General features: G+C 71.7%; 16 protein-coding genes. 12 read left to right on the top strand and 4 right to left on the bottom strand.

Annotated elements, in window-relative coordinates; genetic code table 11:
• Positions 1-170: 170 nt before the first annotated feature.
• Genes HD597_RS40390 through HD597_RS40380 form a run of 3 tightly spaced genes read left to right on the top strand, consistent with a single transcriptional unit; the run spans position 171 to position 5016 of the window.
• Complete coding sequence (locus HD597_RS40390; protein ID WP_253749646.1) at positions 171-1733, top strand: chitinase; 1563 nt, start codon at positions 171-173, stop codon at positions 1731-1733.
• Positions 1730-3166: a carbohydrate-binding protein gene (locus HD597_RS40385; protein WP_253749644.1), complete on the top strand. Its 1437-nt coding sequence runs from the start codon at positions 1730-1732 to the stop codon at positions 3164-3166. The genes HD597_RS40390 and HD597_RS40385 overlap by 4 nt, the downstream gene beginning before the upstream one ends.
• Before the next feature lie 56 nt (positions 3167-3222).
• The gene (locus tag HD597_RS40380; RefSeq protein WP_253749642.1) at positions 3223-5016 is read left to right on the top strand and encodes a chitinase; all 1794 of its coding nucleotides are present in this window, start codon (positions 3223-3225) and stop codon (positions 5014-5016) included.
• On the opposite strand, the gene HD597_RS65110 is transcribed toward HD597_RS40380, so the two are convergent.
• Positions 5009-6580, bottom strand: coding sequence for a molybdopterin-dependent oxidoreductase (locus HD597_RS65110; RefSeq protein WP_276083144.1), 1572 nt, complete (start codon positions 6578-6580; stop codon positions 5009-5011). The two genes, HD597_RS40380 and HD597_RS65110, sit on opposite strands and share 8 nt — an antisense overlap.
• 117 nt (positions 6581-6697) lie before the next feature.
• Here HD597_RS65110 and HD597_RS40370 point away from each other — a divergent pair, with 117 nt between their 5' ends.
• Positions 6698-8089, top strand: a complete 1392-nt coding sequence (locus tag HD597_RS40370) for a putative hexosyltransferase (RefSeq protein WP_253749640.1) — start codon at positions 6698-6700, stop codon at positions 8087-8089.
• Here the strand turns inward: HD597_RS40370 and erm are convergent.
• The gene (gene erm / locus HD597_RS40365; protein WP_372513643.1) at positions 8061-8786 is read right to left on the bottom strand and encodes an ErmE/ErmH/ErmO/ErmR family 23S rRNA (adenine(2058)-N(6))-methyltransferase; all 726 of its coding nucleotides are present in this window, start codon (positions 8784-8786) and stop codon (positions 8061-8063) included. The two genes, HD597_RS40370 and erm, sit on opposite strands and share 29 nt — an antisense overlap.
• A gap of 352 nt (positions 8787-9138) precedes the next feature.
• Between erm and HD597_RS40360 the strand changes: the two genes are divergently transcribed.
• Genes HD597_RS40360 through HD597_RS40335 form a run of 6 tightly spaced genes read left to right on the top strand, consistent with a single transcriptional unit; the run spans position 9139 to position 14708 of the window.
• Positions 9139-9816, top strand: a complete 678-nt coding sequence (locus HD597_RS40360) for a response regulator transcription factor (protein WP_253749636.1) — start codon at positions 9139-9141, stop codon at positions 9814-9816.
• Positions 9813-11210, top strand: a complete 1398-nt coding sequence (locus HD597_RS40355) for a sensor histidine kinase (protein WP_253749633.1) — start codon at positions 9813-9815, stop codon at positions 11208-11210. Before HD597_RS40360 ends, HD597_RS40355 begins: the two co-directional genes overlap by 4 nt.
• A gap of 24 nt (positions 11211-11234) precedes the next feature.
• Positions 11235-11753 (top strand): hypothetical protein, encoded by a 519-nt coding sequence (locus HD597_RS40350; protein WP_253749631.1) that lies wholly within the window; start codon positions 11235-11237, stop codon positions 11751-11753.
• Positions 11750-12841: a peptidoglycan-binding protein gene (locus HD597_RS40345; protein WP_253749629.1), complete on the top strand. Its 1092-nt coding sequence runs from the start codon at positions 11750-11752 to the stop codon at positions 12839-12841. The genes HD597_RS40350 and HD597_RS40345 overlap by 4 nt, the downstream gene beginning before the upstream one ends.
• Positions 12841-13503: an ABC transporter ATP-binding protein gene (locus tag HD597_RS40340; protein ID WP_253759676.1), complete on the top strand. Its 663-nt coding sequence runs from the start codon at positions 12841-12843 to the stop codon at positions 13501-13503. The genes HD597_RS40345 and HD597_RS40340 overlap by 1 nt, the downstream gene beginning before the upstream one ends.
• A complete protein-coding gene (locus HD597_RS40335) occupies positions 13500-14708 on the top strand; it encodes an ABC transporter permease (RefSeq protein WP_253749627.1) in 1209 nt (402 codons plus the stop codon). The genes HD597_RS40340 and HD597_RS40335 overlap by 4 nt, the downstream gene beginning before the upstream one ends.
• Here the strand turns inward: HD597_RS40335 and HD597_RS40330 are convergent, their stop codons facing one another.
• Positions 14709-15131, bottom strand: coding sequence for a hypothetical protein (locus HD597_RS40330; protein WP_253749625.1), 423 nt, complete (start codon positions 15129-15131; stop codon positions 14709-14711).
• A 79-nt stretch (positions 15132-15210) separates the two neighbouring features.
• Between HD597_RS40330 and HD597_RS40325 the strand changes: the two genes are divergently transcribed.
• On the top strand, positions 15211-16065 hold the full coding sequence (locus tag HD597_RS40325) for a hypothetical protein (protein ID WP_253749623.1): 855 nt from the start codon (positions 15211-15213) through the stop codon (positions 16063-16065).
• Positions 16066-16102: 37 nt separating this feature from the next.
• Positions 16103-16846, top strand: coding sequence for a DUF6597 domain-containing transcriptional factor (locus HD597_RS40320; RefSeq protein ID WP_253749621.1), 744 nt, complete (start codon positions 16103-16105; stop codon positions 16844-16846).
• A gap of 44 nt (positions 16847-16890) precedes the next feature.
• On the opposite strand, the gene HD597_RS40315 is transcribed toward HD597_RS40320, so the two are convergent.
• Entirely contained in the window at positions 16891-17916 is a 1026-nt protein-coding gene (locus HD597_RS40315; RefSeq protein ID WP_253749619.1) for an AI-2E family transporter, read from the bottom strand.
• Positions 17917-18128 lie beyond the last annotated feature (212 nt).

Here is an 18128-nt window from a genome sequence, read left to right as displayed (position 1 = left end):
CTTTCCTAAAAGTAATCATCAATCGGACAAAACCTAACAACCGCTGCAAGGTTACTCGCGCCGACACCCCCCAGGCCCGTGTCTTCACCTCCGCGGGCCGTGCCGTACGGCTTGCGCTCTCACCCCCCGGTGCAAGCCGTACGGCACGCACACCCCCCAAAGGAAGAACCGTGAGACTCCGCGCGATCCTCTTATCGCTGGCGACCCTCGCACTCGGCCTCCACGCCCTGCCCGCCCACGCCGCCACCGCCACCGCGACCTTCGTCAAGGTGGCCGACTGGGGCTCCGGCTTCGAAGGCAGGGTCACCGTCACCAACGGCACCACCGCCGCCCTGCCGAGCTGGAACGTGCAGTTCGACGTGCCCTCCGGCTTCACCATCCCCTCCGCCTGGGACGCGGTGATGACCAGGAGCGGGCAGCACTACACCTTCACCAACCCGAGCTGGGCCTCGCCGCTCGCCCCGGGGGCCGGCGCCAGCTTCGGCTTCAACGGCAGCCCCGGCAACTTCCCCGGCATCACCGGCTGCACGATCAACGGCTCCTCCTGCGGCGGCGGCACCCAGCCCGGCGTGCCCGGCGCGCCGGGAGCCGTCAACGCCACCACGACCGGCAGCTCGATCACCCTGAGCTGGGGCGCCTCCAGCGGCACGGTGACCGGCTACCGCGTCTACGAGGGCACGGCCGTCAAGGCCACCACCACCGCCACCACGGCCACGATCGGCGGGCTCGCCGCCTGCGAGACCCGCACCTACACGGTCAAGGCGTACAACGCGCAGGGCGAGTCGCCCGGCCGGGACGCCACCGCCACCACCACCGGCTGCACGGGCGGCGGGACGCTGCCCAGGCACTTCCTCACCGGCTACTGGCACAACTTCGTCAACCCCGCCGTCGAGCTCAAGCTCTCCGCCGTGCCGAACGAGTACGACCTCGTCGCCATCGCGTTCGGCGAGGCCACGGCCAACCCCGGCGAGGTCGTCTTCGGGGTCGATCCCGGGCTCGCCACGGCCGTCGGCGGCTACACCGACGCCCAGTTCAGGGCCGACGTCGCCGCCCTGCACCAGCGCGGCAAGAAGGTGATCCTGTCGGTCGGCGGCGAGGCAGGCCGGGTGCAGGTGGCCAGTGCCGCCGCGGCGACGCGGTTCGCCGACTCGGTGTACGCGCTCATGCAGAGCTACGGCTTCGACGGCGTGGACATCGACCTGGAGAACGGCCTGAACGCCACCTACATGGCCCAGGGGCTCAGATCGCTGCGCGCCAAGGCCGGCTCCGACCTGATCATCACGATGGCCCCGCAGACCATCGACATGCAGTCGACCGGGATGGAGTACTTCAAGCTCGCCCTGTCCATCAAGGACATCCTCACGGTCGTCCACACGCAGTTCTACAACTCCGGCTCCATGCTCGGGTGCGACCAGGCCCAGGCGTACGCGCAGGGATCGGTCAACTTCATGACCGCCCTGGCCTGCATCCAGCTTGAGAACGGCCTGCGCCCCGACCAGGTGGCGCTCGGCCTGCCGGCGGGGCCGGGCGCCGCGGGCGGCGGCGTCGTCGCGCCCTCCCTCGTCAACCAGGCACTCGACTGCCTGGCCAAGCGCACCAGTTGCGGAAGCTTCACGCCACCGCGCGCCTACCCGGACATCAGGGGCGCGATGACCTGGTCCATCAACTGGGACGCGAGCAACAACTGGCAGTTCTCCAAGACCGTCAAGCCGCACCTTCAGGGAATGCCATGAAATTTCGCAGCAGACTCATCGCATGGGTGGCCGGTCTGGCCCTCGCGCTGACCGGCGCCGGGCTGACCGCCGCCGCGCCCGCGGCGTACGGCGCGGCGCAGCAACTGGCCGCCGCCTGGGCGCCGTGGACCTCCTACGCCGCCGGCGCGGTCGTCACCCACAACGGCGTCGACTACGTGTGCCTGCAGTCGCACACCTCCCAGCCCGGCTGGGAGCCGCCGAACGTGCCCGCCCTGTGGAAGCAGGGATCGGGCGGCGGCGGCAACGACACCACGGCCCCGTCGGTGCCCGGCAACCTCCGCTCGACCGGCGTCACCTCCAGCAGCGTCTCCCTGGCCTGGAACGCCTCCACCGACAACGTGGGCGTCACCGGCTACAACGTCTACCGCGGCGGCACCCTGGTCACGACGGCGACGGGCACGTCCTTCACCGACACCGGCCGCGCCGCGAGCACCAGCTACACCTACACCGTCCGCGCCCGCGACGCGGCCGGCAACCTGTCCGGCGTCAGCAACTCCGTCACCGCCACCACCTCCACCGGCGGCGGCAACCCGAACCCCACCAGGATGCCCGGCGCCCCGTACCTCTACATGGGCTGGGGCAACCCGCCCAACCCCGGCACGGTGATGGACGCGACCGGCGTGAAGTCGTTCACGATGGCGTTCATCCTGTCCAGCGGCGGCTGCACCCCCGCCTGGGACGGCCAGCGCGCGCTGACGGGCGGCGCCGACGAGCAGGCGATCAACACGATCAAGTCCAAGGGCGGCAGCGTCCAGATCTCCTTCGGCGGCTGGTCGGGCAACAAGCTCGGCCCCAACTGCAGCACTCCGCAGGCCTACGCCAACGCGGTGCAGCAGGTCATCAACGCCGTCGGCCCGGCCGTCGTCGACTTCGACATCGAGAACACCGACGAGTTCGAGAACTACACCGTCCAGGACCGCATCCTGAACGGACTCAAGATCGTCAAGCAGAACAACCCGAACGTCAAGGTCGTCGTCACCTTCGGCACCACGAGGACCGGCCCGAACAGCCACGGCATCCGCCTCATCAACCAGGCCAGGGCGCTCGCCGTGCCGATCGACAACTTCACGATCATGCCGTTCGACTTCGGCAGCTCCAACATGTACCAGGACACCGTCAACGCCTCCGAGGGGCTGAAGAACGCGCTCAAGAGCGCGTACGGCTGGACCGACGCCCAGGCGTACGCGCACATGGGCATCTCCGGCATGAACGGCCTGTCCGACCAGCAGGAGCTGACCTCGCCCGCCACCTGGACCCAGATCCGCGACTGGGCCAACTCCAGGGGCCTGACCAGGCTCGCCTACTGGGCCGTCAACCGCGACCGCCCCTGCCCCGGCGGCGGCGTGGTCTCGAACTGCAGCGGCATCGCGCAGTCCGACTGGGAGTTCACCCGCATCACCGCGGGCTTCTGACCCGCTGAGCGGCCCGCCCCCGCGAACCCCGGGGGCGGGCCGCAGTGAGGAAACCCATGAAACTCCGAGCACCGGCGGTCCTGCTCGCCGCCGCACTCATAGCCCTCCACGCCACCCCCGCTTCCGCCGCCAATATCGCGATGAATCCGGGCTTCGAGGACGGCCTGACGGGCTGGACCTGTTCGGGGGCGCAGGCGGTGTCGTCCCCGGTGCACGGGGGCGCGCGGGCGTTGCAGGCGACGCCGCAGGGCAATGACCTGGCTCGTTGCCAGCAGTCCGTGACCGTGCAGCCGAACACGACCTATCAGCTCTCGGCCTGGGTCCAGGGTGATTACGTCTTCCTGGGCGCGACGGGGACGGGTGTCAACGCCAGCACGTGGGGCGCGCCCGGCGGTCAGTGGAGCCAGCTCAGGACGTCCTTCACCACGGGCGCCTCGGCCACGTCGGTGACGATTCATGTCAACGGCTGGTACGGGCAGGGCGCCTATCACGCCGATGACGTGGTGCTCGACGGCCCCGGTGGCGCTCCGGACACGCAGGCGCCGACCGTGCCGGGCAACGTGGCCGTGGGCGGCGCGACCGCCTCCAGTCTCGGCGTGAGCTGGTCGGCCTCGACGGACAACACAGGTGTGACCCGTTACGAGGTGTCCAGGGACAACGGCGCGCCCGCCGCGGTCTCCGGGACCAGCCACACGGCCACCGGCCTGAGCGCGCAGACGTCCTACTCCTTCCGGGTCAGGGCCTGCGACGCGGCCGGCAACTGCTCCGCCTACTCCGCCGCGGTCACCGGCACCACGACCACCGGCGGTGGCGGTCCCGGAGGCGACCTGCCGAAGCGGGTCCTGGTCGGCTACCTGCACGCCTCGTTCGCCAACGGATCCGGATACATCCGGATGGGCGACGTGCCGAACGAGTGGGACGTCATCAACCTCGCCTTCGGCGAGCCCACCTCCGTCACCTCCGGCGACATCAGGTTCCGCCAGTGCCCGGCCGCCGAGTGCCCGGACGTCGAGCCGGAGGCCGACTTCACCGCCGCCATCAGGGCCAAGCAGGCCCAGGGCAAGAAGGTGCTGATCTCGATCGGCGGCCAGAACGGCCAGGTCCAGCTCACCACGACGGCGGCCCGCGACAAGTTCGTCGAGTCGGTCTCCGCGATCATCGACAGGTACGGCCTCGACGGCCTGGACATCGACTTCGAGGGCCACTCCCTCTACCTCAACCCCGGCGACACGAACCTCGCCGCTCCCACCACCCCGGTCATCGTCAACCTCATCTCGGCGCTGAAGACGCTCAAGAGCCGCTACGGCGCGAAGTTCACGCTGACCATGGCTCCGGAGACGTTCTTCGTCCAGCTCGGCTACCAGTTCTACGGCCCGGGCCCGAACGGCGCGGCCGACAGCCGCAGCGCCTCCTACCTGCCCGTCATCCACGCCATGCGCGACGCCCTGACCCTGCTCCACGTGCAGGACTACAACTCGGGCCCGATCAAGGGCCTCGACGACCAGTACCACACGATGGGCGGGCACGACTTCCACGTGGCCATGACGGACATGCTGCTGGCCGGCTTCCCGATCATGGGCAACCCGGCCAACGTGTTCCCGCCGCTGCGCCAGGAGCAGGTGGCCATCGGGCTGCCCGCCTCGGTCAACGCGGGCAACGGCTTCACCAGCGTCGCGGAGGTGCAGAAGGCGTTCGACTGCCTGGCCAAGGGAAGCAACTGCGGGACGTACCGGCCACGCGGGGTCTACCCGGGCCTGCGCGGCCTGATGACCTGGTCGATCAACTGGGACCGGTACAACGGGCACGAGTTCTCCCGCAGCCATCGGGCGTACCTGGACAGGCTCACCTGACCAGTTGCGTCGGCTTGACCGGCAGGCCCAGGCCGGGCGGGCGGTAGGTGGGCAGCGCCTCGCCGTACTCGTGCATCCAGGCGTGATCCACCAGCAGCCGCATCCGCCCGGCCGCGGCCGGGCCGCCGGGCTCGGCCAGGGGCATGCCGCCGGCCAGCTTGGCCAGGGCCTCGGCGACCAGCTCGGGGTCGGGCGGCGACAGGTCGCAGTGCTCGTCCGGCCCGATCAGCAGGTCCACGCCCGGCGGCAGCGGGTAGATCGGCCGGGGCAGCGCCAGCACCCGGGGCGGCGGCGCCATCGGCCAGCCGTCCGCCACCGCCTCCAACAGCACCGAGCGCGCCGACCTGCGCGCGAACAGGCCCTCCGCCAGCGCCCAGCTCAGCGCGCCCACGTCGGAGCGGTCCTCGCCGCACGCGTGCAGGCACAGGTACGGCACCAGCGGGATGCCCTCCTGCCCGGCCTGCGCCCACCCGCCGCCGCACCCGGTCAGCACCAGCAACGCGAGCATCGCCCGGTAGGCGGTGTCGGCGTGCGGCGTCTCCAGCCGTCCCGGCACGATCACGCACCGGCCGCCGGTCTTCTCCGCCGTCACCCCCAGCTCCCGCGCCGTCTTCAGCGCCCGCGACGCGGCCACCCCCGTGTACGCCTCCTGCCAGGCGGGCGTGTACGGCTCCGCGCGATCCTCGTACCCGTCAGGCCACACGCCGGGCAGCCCGGGCCGCGCCACCCCGTAGGCGGCCAGCAGCAGGTCGAACACCGTCGTCACCAGCTCGCCGCCGTCCCGCAGCACGGGCACGCCGCGCCGCAGCACCCCGGGCCCGAAGTCGAAGCGCGGCAGCAGGACCTCCACGGCCTCCGCCCCGTAGAGGCTGAGCCGCCCGTACGCGCCGCCCGTCAGCCCGCCCGGCACGAATCCCGGCTCCCGCTCGCGCAGCCGCACCAGGAACGGCAGGTCCGTGCGCTCCATGGCGTGCGCGGCGAACGGTGTCCGGTCCAGGAAGAACTCCTTGAGCAGCACGTGCCCCATGGCCATGGCCAGTGCCCCGTCCGTGCCCGGCCGGACCACCAGCGTCTCGTCGGACAGCCGCGTCGGGTGCGTGCCGATCGCGACCACCTTCTGACCCTTGTACCGCCCGGCGATCACGGCCGGCGTGTCCGCCGTCCGGACGAGGCGGTTGTTCTCGCCCCACAGCAGCACGTGTGCCGCCCGCGCCCAGTCGTCGGCCCCCGGGCCCGCGAACCGGGGCCCCAGCACCTGCTCGGGCGCGCACGGATGCTCGGTCAGCACCGCGCCGCCGAGCCCGCCGACCACCCGCGCCAGCGGCGAGCTGGCCAGCGCCGCCACCTGCTCGGCCCCGTGACAGGCCGCCGTGTACGCCATCGCCGCCGCCGTCAGCTCCGCGGCCGTCATGTCGTCCAGCGGCACCCGCCGTTCACCACGGGCCCGCTGGTAGAGCTGTGAGTTCCCTGTGAGTTTCGCCCAGGCCGCGACCGGGTCGCGCAACCCATCTCTCACCTCGAAGTAGAGCCTGACCAGTGCCTGGTTGACCTGCGATCCCCCCATGGAAAAAGTTCAACACAGACGGTGATGTCGTATCGGGATACGTGTCGGCATGTCGGGGATAAGAATTGGAAGCCCTGGTGGCAGTAGTCCTCTGGTTACGGCAGGCTAGATGCCGCCATGGATTACGCAGTTCTCACGGGGGTCGTCCTCGTCGCCGGTGTCGTGCTCGCCCTGGTCGCTCAATGGCGTGATTGGCGTCCGCCTCTCGCTGTCGCGATCCTCGTGGGCGTCGCCGTACGCGTGCTCATCATGTACACGTCAGCGATCGACAGCTGGCAGCCCGTCGACTTCGTCGAGAGCTTCAAGCCCGCGGGCGAGGCCGTGCTGCGGGGTGAGGATCCCGTGCTCGCGAGCGAGGGCGGCTGGCACTTCCTGCCGACCATCCCGTACGTGTACGGCATCCTGCTGTGGCTGGGCATCCCGTGGGAGTATGCCGGCCGCCTGGTCACCGTGGTCGCCGACATCGTGCTCATCCCGCTGGTCGCCAAGCTGGCCGGCGGCCCCAAGGCGTCGCTGCGCGCCCTGCAGTACGCGCTCAACCCGCTCGCCGTGCTCATCGCCTCCGTCCATGGCCAGGTGGAGCCCGTCGCGCTGGTGTTCGGCGTGGCCGCTTTCGTGGTCGCGAGGGGTCCTGGCCACCCCGACAGGCCGGGCCTGGTCACCGACGTGGTCGGCAAGGTGCGGGCGGGCGTGGCCGCGTACGGCGTGCGCGCCTCCGTGCCACGGGTGATCGGCCGGGGCGGCATGCTGCACCGGGCCCTGCTGCCCGGCCCCGACGACCGCGCGCACCTCAGGCGCGGCCTGCTGGCCGGCGTGCTCATGGGCCTGGCACTGTGCGCGAAGAGCTGGCCGATCTGGCTGATCCCCGGCTTCCTGCTGCTCCTGCCGAACCTGCGCTCCCGGATCGCCGCCCTGTTCACCACCGGTGCGGTGCCGATCTTCTTCTTCGTGACGCTGCCGATCTTCGCTGGCACGTCGATCAACCAGCTCCCGGCGGTCATCGACACCATCCGCGACATCCGCCCCATCGTCGGTGAGTGGGGCTGGACCCCGTGGTTCACCGAGGGCAGCTGGGACCTGCGGCCCGAGCTGGCCTCGTTCGGCACCAACCTCATCTACGCCTGCGTCGTCCTGGCCATCCTCTGGTGGCGGCGGGCCGACCCGATCGACATGACCACGGCCATCCTGCTCATCTTCATGGTCGTGACGCCCCGGCTCGGCGCCCAGTACCTGCTGTGGTTCATGCCGTTCCTGGTCGCCCGGCCCACCCGGTTCGCCTGGCCGGCGATCATCGGCGTCTCGTTGTGGTCGGGTTACGGCTACCTCGTCATGACGCAGTTCGACGTCAACGGGTGGTGGCTGCAGCACACGTACTGGTCGCGGGCCTCGATCGTGCTGCTGCCGGTCCTCCTGCTGGCCATGCCGTGGGACCGCCGCATCGCGGCGGCCCCGGCGGCGCGGTCGTCGCTCCCGCGTCAGGTCACCGGCATAGGCGCCCCCACAACGTGACCCACTGGTCGGGGTGGACGTATCCCACGACGGCGTCGCGGGCCACCCCGGCCGCCTCCAGCGCGGCGTCCACGCCGTCGTAGCGGCTCTTCAGCGAGGCGCGCACCGAGCCGCCCACCCCGCCGAAGCCCAGCTCCACCAGCTCCTGGTAGGAGCGGCGATCCTCCACCAGCGGCTCCGGCCTGCGCTCCAGGCGCAGGATCGCCGAGTCGACCGACGGCACGGGCCGGAAGCTCTCCCTGCCGACCGTGTCGCCCAGCCGCCAGTCGAACCACGGCCACGACTCGACCGTGACCAGGCTCCACCGGCCGTAGTCGCCGGTGCGCTTGCGGGCGTACTCCCGCTGTGTGAGCAGCGTCGCCGAGGTCAGGGCCGGCGCCCGCAGGCACCAGTCCACGATCCTGGAGGTGACGGAGTAGGGGATGTTCCCCACGACCGCGAACGGCTCGCGCGGCGCCCGCGCCGCGGTGAAGTCGCCCCTGATCACGTCGATCCTGGAGTCGCCGCGCGTACGCGAGGCCAGCCGTCCGGCCAGCCGCGGATCGAGCTCGTAGCCGATCACCCGCGCGCCCGCCTCCGCCAGCGCCAGGGTGAGCGCGCCCTCGCCGGGACCGGGCTCCAGCACCAGCCCCTCCGGCGCGGCCGCCTTGATCATCAGCTCGACGGCATGCCTGTCGGCCAGGAAGTTCTGCGACAGCTCGCGCCGCGCCCGATCAACGGGCGTGCGACCGCCACCGCCGCCTTGCCTGGCCTTCTTCTGGGTGTGTGAATAGTTTCCGTGCGCGAAATTCTGCGCCACAGCACTGCCCTTCCGGGTCCTCGAGATCGATGGGTCTCGAAGGGCCCTGGGCGCGCCTGCGGACGCTCAGCTCAGGAGTGAGGTCATCGCATCCGCTAGCGGGCCAGAGCCCGGCCGCGGCGGATGCGAATGAAAACCTGGCAGGTGAACATGCATGACATGCCCGCCACGGTAGGCGGCGGCTTCGCGGCCGGGCAACTCAATAAACGCTTTGAGCCCGCTTTGAAGTGGCTCGGGTAAACCTTGAAGCATGGACCGACCGGCCAGGGTGCTCGTCGTGGACGACGAGCCGAACATCCGCGCCCTGCTCTCCCAGACCCTGCGTCTGGTCTCGTTCGACGTCAGGACCGCCGAGACGGGCGCGGAGGCGGTGACGGCCGCCAGGGAGTTCAGGCCCGACATCGTGGTGCTCGACGTGATGCTGGAGGACTTCGACGGGTTCGAGGTCGCCCGGCGGCTCGGCGAGAGCGTCCCCGTGTTGTTCCTGACCGCCCGCGACCGCGTCGAGGACCGCGTGCAGGGGCTCACGCTGGGCGCCGACGACTACGTGGCCAAGCCGTTCAGCCTGGAGGAGGTCGTGCTGCGCATCCGCGCCATCCTGCGCCGCAGCCGCGCCGCCCCCGAGCCCGACGTGCTGCGCTACGCCGACCTGGAGCTGGACCCGCAGGCCCACGAGGTACGCAGGGCCGGCGTGCCGGTCGACCTGTCGCCCACCGAGTTCAACCTGCTCGAATACCTGCTCACCAACGCCGGCCGGGTGGTCAGCAAGGCCCAGATCCTCGACAGCGTCTGGCGCTACGACTTCGACGGCGACTCCAGCATCGTCGAGTCGTACGTCTACTACCTGCGCAAGAAGATCGACACGTTCGAGCCGCAGCTCATCCACACCGTGCGCGGCGTCGGCTACACGCTGAGGACCCCGCGGTGAAGGCCTGGAGCCTGCGGGCCCGCCTCGTCATGGCCGTGCTCGGGCTGGCCACGCTCGGCCTCGTCCTGTCCAACGTCGCCGGCATCGCGCTGCTGCGCGACAACCTGATGGACCGCGTGGACGGCCAGCTCCAGCAGCTCACCAAGGTAGCGAGCACCAAGGCCGTCCAGACGTTCACCAAGATGCCGATCACGCTCAACGACGTGATCGCCAAGCGGGTCGCCGCCGTCCAGCGCGTCATGGTCTTCAACCCCGACGGCTCCCTGCAGTCCAGCAGCTCCGCCGACGACGACCAGCCGCGCCCCGTCATCGGCGAGATCGAGATCGGCGTCAACCACACCGTGCCCGGCTCCAGCGGCCCCTCGTGGCGGATCCGCGCCGCGGAGCTGCCCGACGGCAACATCCTGGTGTTCGCCCACTCGCTCGCCGAGCTGGAGCAGACCCAGACCGCGGCCATCGCCATCGCCTTCGCCGTCAGCGCCGTCGTGCTGCTCCTGCTCGGGCTGGGCGCCAACTCCGTCGTACGCCTCGGCCTGCGGCCCCTGACCAGGATGGAGGCCACGGCCGGGCACATCGCCCGCGGCGACTTCGCCCGCCGCGTGCACGCCGCGGACCCGCACACCGAGCCCGGCCGCCTGGCCACCGCCATGAACGTCATGCTCGACCGCCTCCAGTCCGAGATCGCCGCCAGGACCGGCTCCGAGGCCCGCATGCGCAGCTTCCTCGCCGACGCCTCCCACGAGCTGCGCACCCCGCTCACCTCCGTACGCGGCTTCGCCGAGCTGCACCGCAGGGGCGGCGGCGACGCCGACGAGGCCATGCGCAGGATCGAGGAGGAGGCCGCCAGGATGAGCGTGCTGGTCAACGACCTGCTCACGCTCGCCCAGCTCGACGAGGAGCGCCCCCTCGACCGCCGCCCCGTGGACCTGCTGGAGGTGGCCGCCGACACCATCCGCGACGCCCGCGTACGCGTGCCGGAGCGCCAGGTCAGGCTGGCCGGGCTGGACGGCAGGCTCACCCCCGTCTCGGTCGTGGGCGACGAGGCCCGCCTGCGCCAGGTCGCCGCCAACCTCATCGGCAACGCGCTCTGCCACACCCCCGCCGAGGCGTCCATCACCGTCAGGGTCGGCAGCGCCGGGCACGTGGCCGTGCTGGAGGTCTCCGACACCGGGCCGGGCGTGCCGCCCGAGCACGTGCCCCGCCTGTTCGACCGCCTCTACCGGGTCGGCCAGGGCAGGTCCAGGGCCGACGGCGGCGCCGGGCTCGGCCTGGCCATCGTCTCCGCCATCGTGCGCGCCCACGGCGGTCGCGTCGAGCTCGACACCGCGCCCGGCAGCGGCGCCACCTTCCGCGTACTCCTACCTGGCTCCGAGGTGACTCCGAGCCCGCTCTGAACGGCGCCCGGCACATTCGGGAGCATGACAAGGACACTCCTCACCGCAGCCCTGCTCGCCGCCCTGGCCGCGGGCTGCGGCACCCAGCAGAGCGGCGCCGGCGTCGCCTCGGTGACCGCCACGAGCACGACGCCCACCGCCGCTCCCACCGCCACCACCAGCGCCGACCCGCAGGAACAGGGCAGGAAGTTCGCCCAGTGCATGCGCGAGCACGGCGTGCCCATGGAGGACCCGCAGCCCGACGGCAGCGGCGGGCTCGCCGTGCTGGCCCAGAAGGGCGCCGACGGCAGGACCAAGGAGGCCATCGAGGCCTGCCGCCACCTCTCCCCGTTCAAGGAGCGCAGGGAGGCCACCCCGGAGGACGTCGAGAAGCTGCGCGAGTTCGCCAAGTGCATGCGGGACAACGGCGTGGACATGCCCGACCCCAGCCCCGACGGCACCTTCGGCGGCGGCGCGGGCAAGATCAAGCGCGACGACCCCGCGTTCCAGAAGGCCTTCGAAACCTGCCGCGGCTCCTTCCCCAAGATGGGAGCGGGCAAGTGACGAAGGTCGAGCGGGCCGCACCCGCCCTGCGCGCCCTGCCGCCGCGACGGCGCGGCCCGCTGCGGGCCCTGGCCTGGACGGGCGGCGCCGCGCTGCTCGCCGCCGCCGTCGCGGCCGCCGCGGTGGGCTTCGGCGGCGGCAGCGCCGGCACGGCCGTCGCGGGCCGCACCCCTCCGGCCACCGCCCAGGTGACCCGCACCACGCTCACCGAGACCAAGACCGTGGACGGCACCCTCGGCTACGGCGACCCCTTCACGGTCGCCGCCAAGTCCCAGGGCACGATCACCTGGCTGCCCGCCGAGGGATCCACCATCACCAGGGGGCACGCCGTCTACAGCGTCGACGCCGACCGCCGCCCCCTCCTGTACGGCACCATGCCCCTGTACCGCGAGCTGCGCGACGGCGTCGAGGGCAAGGACGTCGAGCTGCTCGAACGCAACCTGGACAAGCTCGGCTACGACGGCTTCGACGTGGACGGCCAGTTCACCTGGGCCACCAGGGAGGCGGTCGAGGACTGGCAGGACGACCTCGGCCTCGACGTCACCGGCACCGTGCGGCCGGGCGACGTCGTCGTGGCCGACGGCCGCATCCGCGTCGCCGAGCTGCGCAAGGCACTCGGCGACACCGCGAGCGGGCCCGTGCTCGACGCCACCGGCACCACCCGCGAGGTGGACGTCGCCCTCGACGTCGCCGACGAGCACCTCGTCAAGAAGGGCATGCGGGCCACCGTCGAGCTGCCCGACGGCGCCACCGTGAAGGGCGAGGTCAGCGGCGTGGGCAAGGTCGCCACCGAGACCACCAGCGGCAACGACACCGTCGCCACCGTCGAGGTGAAGGTGTCGGTGAGCGGGCTGAGGAAGCCGTACGACGCCGCCCCCGTGGACGTCACCATCGTCTCCGAGCGGCGCGAGAACGTCCTGGCCGTCCCCGTCGGAGCGCTGCTCGCCCTGGCCGAGGGCGGCTACGGCGTCCAGGTCGTGGAGGGCGGGTCCACCCGCTACACCGCGGTCGAGGTGGGCATGTTCGCCGACGGCAAGGTCGAGGTCGAGGGCGTGCCCGAGGGCGCCACCGTGGCGGTGCCCACGTGATCGCCGAGCTGCGCGACGTCAGCAAGCACTACGGCGACGTGGCCGCGCTCCACGGGGTCTCGCTGGGCATCGACCACGGCGAGCTCGTCGGCATCGTCGGCCCGTCCGGCTCGGGCAAGTCGACGATGCTCAACATGCTCGGCACGCTCGACCGGCCCTCCGGCGGCACCGTCCGCATCGCCGGGCACGACGTGCTCACGCTCACCGACAGGCAGCTCTCCGCCCTGCGCGCGAACGTCATCGGCTTCGTCTTCCAGCAGTTCCACCTGGCCGCCGGGGTGCCCGCCCTGGACAACGTGGCCGACGGCCTGCTGTACGCCGGCCCGTCACCGCGCGAGCGGCGCTCGCGGGCGTACGAGGCGCTGGAACGCGTGGGTCTCGGGCACCGGGTCGGCCACCGGCCGCACGAGCTGTCCGGCGGCGAGCGGCAGCGCGTCGCCATCGCCCGCGCCGTCGCCGGCGGCCCGCGCCTGTTGCTGGCCGACGAGCCGACCGGCAACCTCGACTCCCGCTCCGGAGCCGGCGTGATGGCGCTGCTGCGCGAGCTGAACGCGGCCGGCACCACCGTGGTCGTCATCACCCACGACCGCGACATCGCCGCCTCCCTGCCCCGCCAGGTGGAGATGCTCGACGGCCGCGTCCTGGACGGAGCACGCGCGTGAGCCCGGACCGGACCGTCCTCGTGCCCGCGCGCCTGCGGCCCCGCGACGTCGTCAAGGTCGGCGGCGCGGGCCTGCGCGCCAGGCCGCTGCGCGTGTTCCTGTCGGCCCTCGGCATCGCCATCGGCATCGCCGCCATGCTCGGCGTCGTCGGCATCTCCGCCTCCAGCCAGGAGGACCTCAACCGCCAGCTCGCCGCGCTCGGCACGAACCTGCTCACCGTGTCGCCCGGCAACACCCTGTTCGGCGAGGCGTCGCACCTGCCGGCCGAGGCCGAGGGCATGATCGGCCAGATCGCCCCCGTCACCGCCGTCACCGCGACCGGCACCACCCCGGCCAAGGTCTACCGCAACGACCACGTCCCCGAGGCCGAGACCGGCAGCATCTCCGTCACCGCCGCCCGCCTCGACCTGATCGGGGACGTCGGCGCCACCGTCGCCGCCGGCGCCTGGCTGAACGAGGCCACCCACGGCTACCCGGCCACCGTGCTCGGAGCCAAGGCCGCCGACCGGCTCGGCGTCGTCCACGCCGGCCCCGACCAGCGGGTCTGGCTCGGCGGGCAGTGGTTCACCGTCGTCGGCGTGCTCGCCCCCGCCCCGCTGGCGCCCGAACTCGACTCGGCCGCCCTCGTCGGCTGGCCCGCCGCGGAGGAACGGCTCGGCTTCGACGGGTACGCGACCACCATCTACGCCAGGGCGCAGGAGGCGCACGTCGTCGAGGTGCGCGGCGTGCTCGCCGCCACCGCCAACCCCGAGCAGCCCAACGAGGTCGAGGTCTCCCGGCCCTCCGACGTGCTGGCCGCCAAACAGGCCACCGACGCCACCCTGAACGCCCTCCTGCTCGGCCTCGGCGGCGTCGCGCTGCTGGTCGGCGGCGTCGGCGTGGCCAACACGATGGTGATCTCGGTCCTGGAGCGCCGCGCGGAGATCGGGCTGCGCCGCTCCCTGGGCGCCACCCGCGGGCAGATCCGCGTCCAGTTCCTCGCCGAGTCGCTGCTGCTGTCGGCCATCGGCGGGGTCGGCGGGGTGCTGCTCGGCATCGGCGTCACCGCCGCGTACGCGGGCATCCAGGGATGGCCCGCGATCGTGCCGGTGTGGGCCATGGCGGGCGGTGTCGTGGCCACGCTCGTCATCGGGGGCGTCGCCGGCTTCTACCCGGCGGTGCGGGCGGCCCGGATGTCTCCCACGGAGGCCCTGGCGACGCCGTAGCTAGCCGCCGGTGACCACGATGACGCGGACGAGGTGCCCGTGCGACCTGTACATCCCCGGAGGGTCGCCGGGCATCACGCCCGTCACGCACTCGTACGCGTCGTCGCCGGCCTGCCGTACCAGGAAGGACGGCTCGGCGATCACCGACAGCAGCCTGATCACGGCCCGCAGCACGTCCACGCCCTCCAGCGCCTCCTCGGGCCGGGCCCGCACCTCGTAGAACCCGTCGTCGAGCAGCCGCTCACCCAGCAGCTCCCAGCCGGGCACGGCCCGCAGGTGCGGCAGGAGATGCGCCTCGGGCTCCTCCGTCACCCACCCGTCGGTGCGCATCATCTCCCCGAGCCGCTCCACGGCGGGCACCATCGCCGCCGCGTCGCCGACGCCGGTGAACCGCTCGTCGATGTCCCATCGCCGTTGCTCCACGTGTCCGATTGTTACAAGAGAACGGCCCCGGCAAGGGGATAGCTTCGCGGTCGACACCCCTAACGGAAGGACCGCCGCCATGGACATGCTCGACAGGGCGGAGCTGTACCTGCACCACCACGCGAGACTGATCGACAGGCTTCGCTTCGAGGCGCTGTTCAGGGGCGGCTCGCGCGCTCGCGTGCTCGACGTGCTGAGCTGCTACCAGAACGAGGACGGCGGCTTCGGCAACGCCCTCGAACCCGACCTGCGCGGCTCCGGCAGCCAGCCGCAGCCGGTCGAGGTGGCGTTCTGGATCCTCGACGAGCTGGACGCGTTCGACTCGCCGATGGTGCCCGCCGCCTGCAAGTACCTGTCCTCCATCACCACGGGGGACGGTGGCGTGCCGTTCGTGCTGCCCTCGGTGCGGGACACCCTGCGCGCGCCCTGGTGGGAGACCGGGGACGATCCGCCGGGCGACCTCAACCCCACCGCCCCCATCGCCGGCCTGCTGCACAAGCACGCCGTCACCCATCCCTGGCTGGACGCCGCCACCGACTTCTGCTGGTCGAAGCTCTACGCGCAGAAGGAGTTCGAGCCGTACGGGGCTCGCGCGGCGCTGACGTTCCTGAGCTGGGTGCCCGACAGGGCGCGCGCGGAGTCGGAGTTCGCGCGGCTGCGCGACGCCATCCTCGCCGCCGTCACCTTCGACCTGACCGCCTCCGGGCACGTGCACTTCCCGCTGGACTTCGCGCCGAGGCCGTCGCGGCTGCCGCTGTTCACGCAGGACGTCCTGGACGCCAACCTCGACGCGATGCTGGCCGGCCAGTCGGCCGACGGCGGCTGGAGCGGGAACTGGCCGATGTGGACGCCGCTGGTGGCGCACGAGTGGGGCGGCTACATCACCCTGCAGAACCTCAGCACCCTGCGCGCCTACGGGCGGCTTCCCGGGTGAGAGGCGTTCTGTCGGAGGCCTCGCGTACGTTGGGAGTATGTACGTGGAACGGCCGCCGAGCGCGGGCCTGGCCGGCCGCCTCGCCTGCGGGTGGCATCGCGTCAGCGAGGCCGCCTTCACGCAGCTCGTGGTGCCCGACGCGTGCGTCGACCTCATCTGGGGGGCCGAGGGCCTGTACGTCGCGGGCCCTGACACGGGGCCCATGCCGGCGGCGCTGGAGGCCGGGGAGACGCTGGCCGGGGTGCGGTTCAGGCCCGGCGCGGTGGGCGGCTTCTTCGGCGTGCCGCTCCAGGAGCTGCGCGACAGCCGCGTGCGGCTGAGCGACCTGCCCGTGGGGCCCGGTCTCCTGGCCGAGCTCACGAAGGCGGCGCAGACCTGGCCCGCCGAGGCGGCGCCACCGGGCCTGCGGGCGCAGGTGGAAGCCAGGGTCCGGCTCCTGCAGACGGCGGTGGGCCGGCGTCTGGCAGCCTCGGCCGGCTCGCCGTCCGTAGACCCCGCCGCCCCCGCGATCGCCACCGCCCTGGGCAGGGGCCGCTCGGTGGCGGAGGTGGCCTGGGACCTCGGCTACAGCGAACGCCAGCTCCAGCGCCGCAGCCTGCTCGCCTTCGGCTACGCGCCCAAGACCCTCCAGCGCATCGTCCGCTTCCAGCGGGCGCTGCGGCTGGCCCGCGCGGGCACCCCTCTGGCGGAGGTGGCGGTCACGGCCGGCTATGCCGACCAGGCCCACCTGGCCAACGACGTCAAGCGCCTCAGCGGCGTGCGGCTGAGCCGCCTGCTCTGAGCCGCCTGCCCTGAGCCGCCTGCCCTGAGCCGCCTGCTCTGAGCTCACCCGCTGGGCAGCCGCCCCGACACCAGGGCCTGCACCCATTTCGCGCTCGGATCGCTGTCGATCAGCAAGGCCCGCGTCAGCAGGCTCAGGGGAATGGCCAGAATCGCGCCCAGCGGCCCCAGCACAAAAGTCCACACGATGAGCGAGATGAACGTCATCGTCGTCGAGAGCCCGACCGCGTCGCCCAGGAATTTCGGCAGAATGAAAGACTGCGTCACGACATTGATGACGATATAGGCCGCGATCACCAGCAGCATCGTCTTCACACCGCCGTCCAGCAGGGCGAGCATGGCGGGCGGCAACAGGCCGATGACGAAACCGATGTTCGGGATGTAGTTGGCGATGAGTGCGAGCACGCCCCAGAGCAGCGGCAGCGGCACGTCCAGCAACGACAGGGCGACCATGTCCAGGATCGCGTTGATGAGCCCGAACACGGTGGAGACGATCAAATAACGCCGGGTCTTGTGGCCGAACATGGCGAGCGCGGTCACCAATTGCGGCCGGCTGCCTTCCCCCGTGGTCAGAATGCGCGCCGTCATCGGCGCGTCCAGGGACATCGCCAGCAACAACACCACGATGAGGAACAGCGCGGACAGAATGCCGATCAAACTGCCGAGCAGAGTTTGCGCCAGCCCCAGCACCCGTCCGGGGTCGAACGCCTGCAGCCCCTTGTTGAGCACGTCGTTGCTGAGCCCGTGCGTGGCCGCCCACCGCTCGGAGTCGGCGAGCAGTTGCTCGAACTGGTCGGTGTACGCGGGCAGCAGGGCGACGAGCTGGGTGACCGAGATGGTCAGGATGGCGACCATGCCGAGCAGCACGAGCACGACGATGAGGAACGGCACGGCGACCTGGATCCAGACCGGGGCGCTCCTGGCCTGAAGCCAGCCGCGCACCGGGGAGACGGCGATGACGAGCACCAGCGCGAGCACCACGGGGCCGGCGATCGGGGCGACCTCGCGGATGCCGAAGAGCACGACCACCGCGGCGGCGATGCCCACCAGGATGATGAGCGCCCTGGGCACGGATTGATCTCGCACGCACCCGTTCCTACCCGTGTGCGCGGGGCGAACCATCGATTTGACGGTTCCCGTAGGCGTACATAGAGTTCAGCAGTCCCACGGGGGCGGCGTGATCGCCGGCCCCACTCGGGGGCCACCTCCAGACTTCACCTCCACGGTGTGGCGTGCGCGTCCACTCGGATCGGCTGGTAAGTTAGAGGGGTTGTCTCCGAAAG

The organism is Nonomuraea thailandensis, from assembly GCF_024172165.1.
Taxonomy (GTDB): domain Bacteria; phylum Actinomycetota; class Actinomycetes; order Streptosporangiales; family Streptosporangiaceae; genus Nonomuraea; species Nonomuraea thailandensis.
This window is presented reverse-complemented; position numbering and strand designations above follow the sequence as displayed.

Coding starts and splice junctions, on each gene's coding strand:
- HD597_RS40320 (WP_253749621.1), top strand. CDS start 16,103: ATGTACGTGGAACGGCCGCCGAGCGCGGGCCTGGCCGGCCGCCTCGCC.
- HD597_RS40385 (WP_253749644.1), top strand. CDS start 1,730: ATGAAATTTCGCAGCAGACTCATCGCATGGGTGGCCGGTCTGGCCCTC.
- HD597_RS40360 (WP_253749636.1), top strand. CDS start 9,139: ATGGACCGACCGGCCAGGGTGCTCGTCGTGGACGACGAGCCGAACATC.
- HD597_RS65110 (WP_276083144.1), bottom strand. CDS start 6,580: ATGGGGGGATCGCAGGTCAACCAGGCACTGGTCAGGCTCTACTTCGAG.
- HD597_RS40370 (WP_253749640.1), top strand. CDS start 6,698: ATGGATTACGCAGTTCTCACGGGGGTCGTCCTCGTCGCCGGTGTCGTG.
- HD597_RS40380 (WP_253749642.1), top strand. CDS start 3,223: ATGAAACTCCGAGCACCGGCGGTCCTGCTCGCCGCCGCACTCATAGCC.
- HD597_RS40325 (WP_253749623.1), top strand. CDS start 15,211: ATGGACATGCTCGACAGGGCGGAGCTGTACCTGCACCACCACGCGAGA.
- HD597_RS40350 (WP_253749631.1), top strand. CDS start 11,235: ATGACAAGGACACTCCTCACCGCAGCCCTGCTCGCCGCCCTGGCCGCG.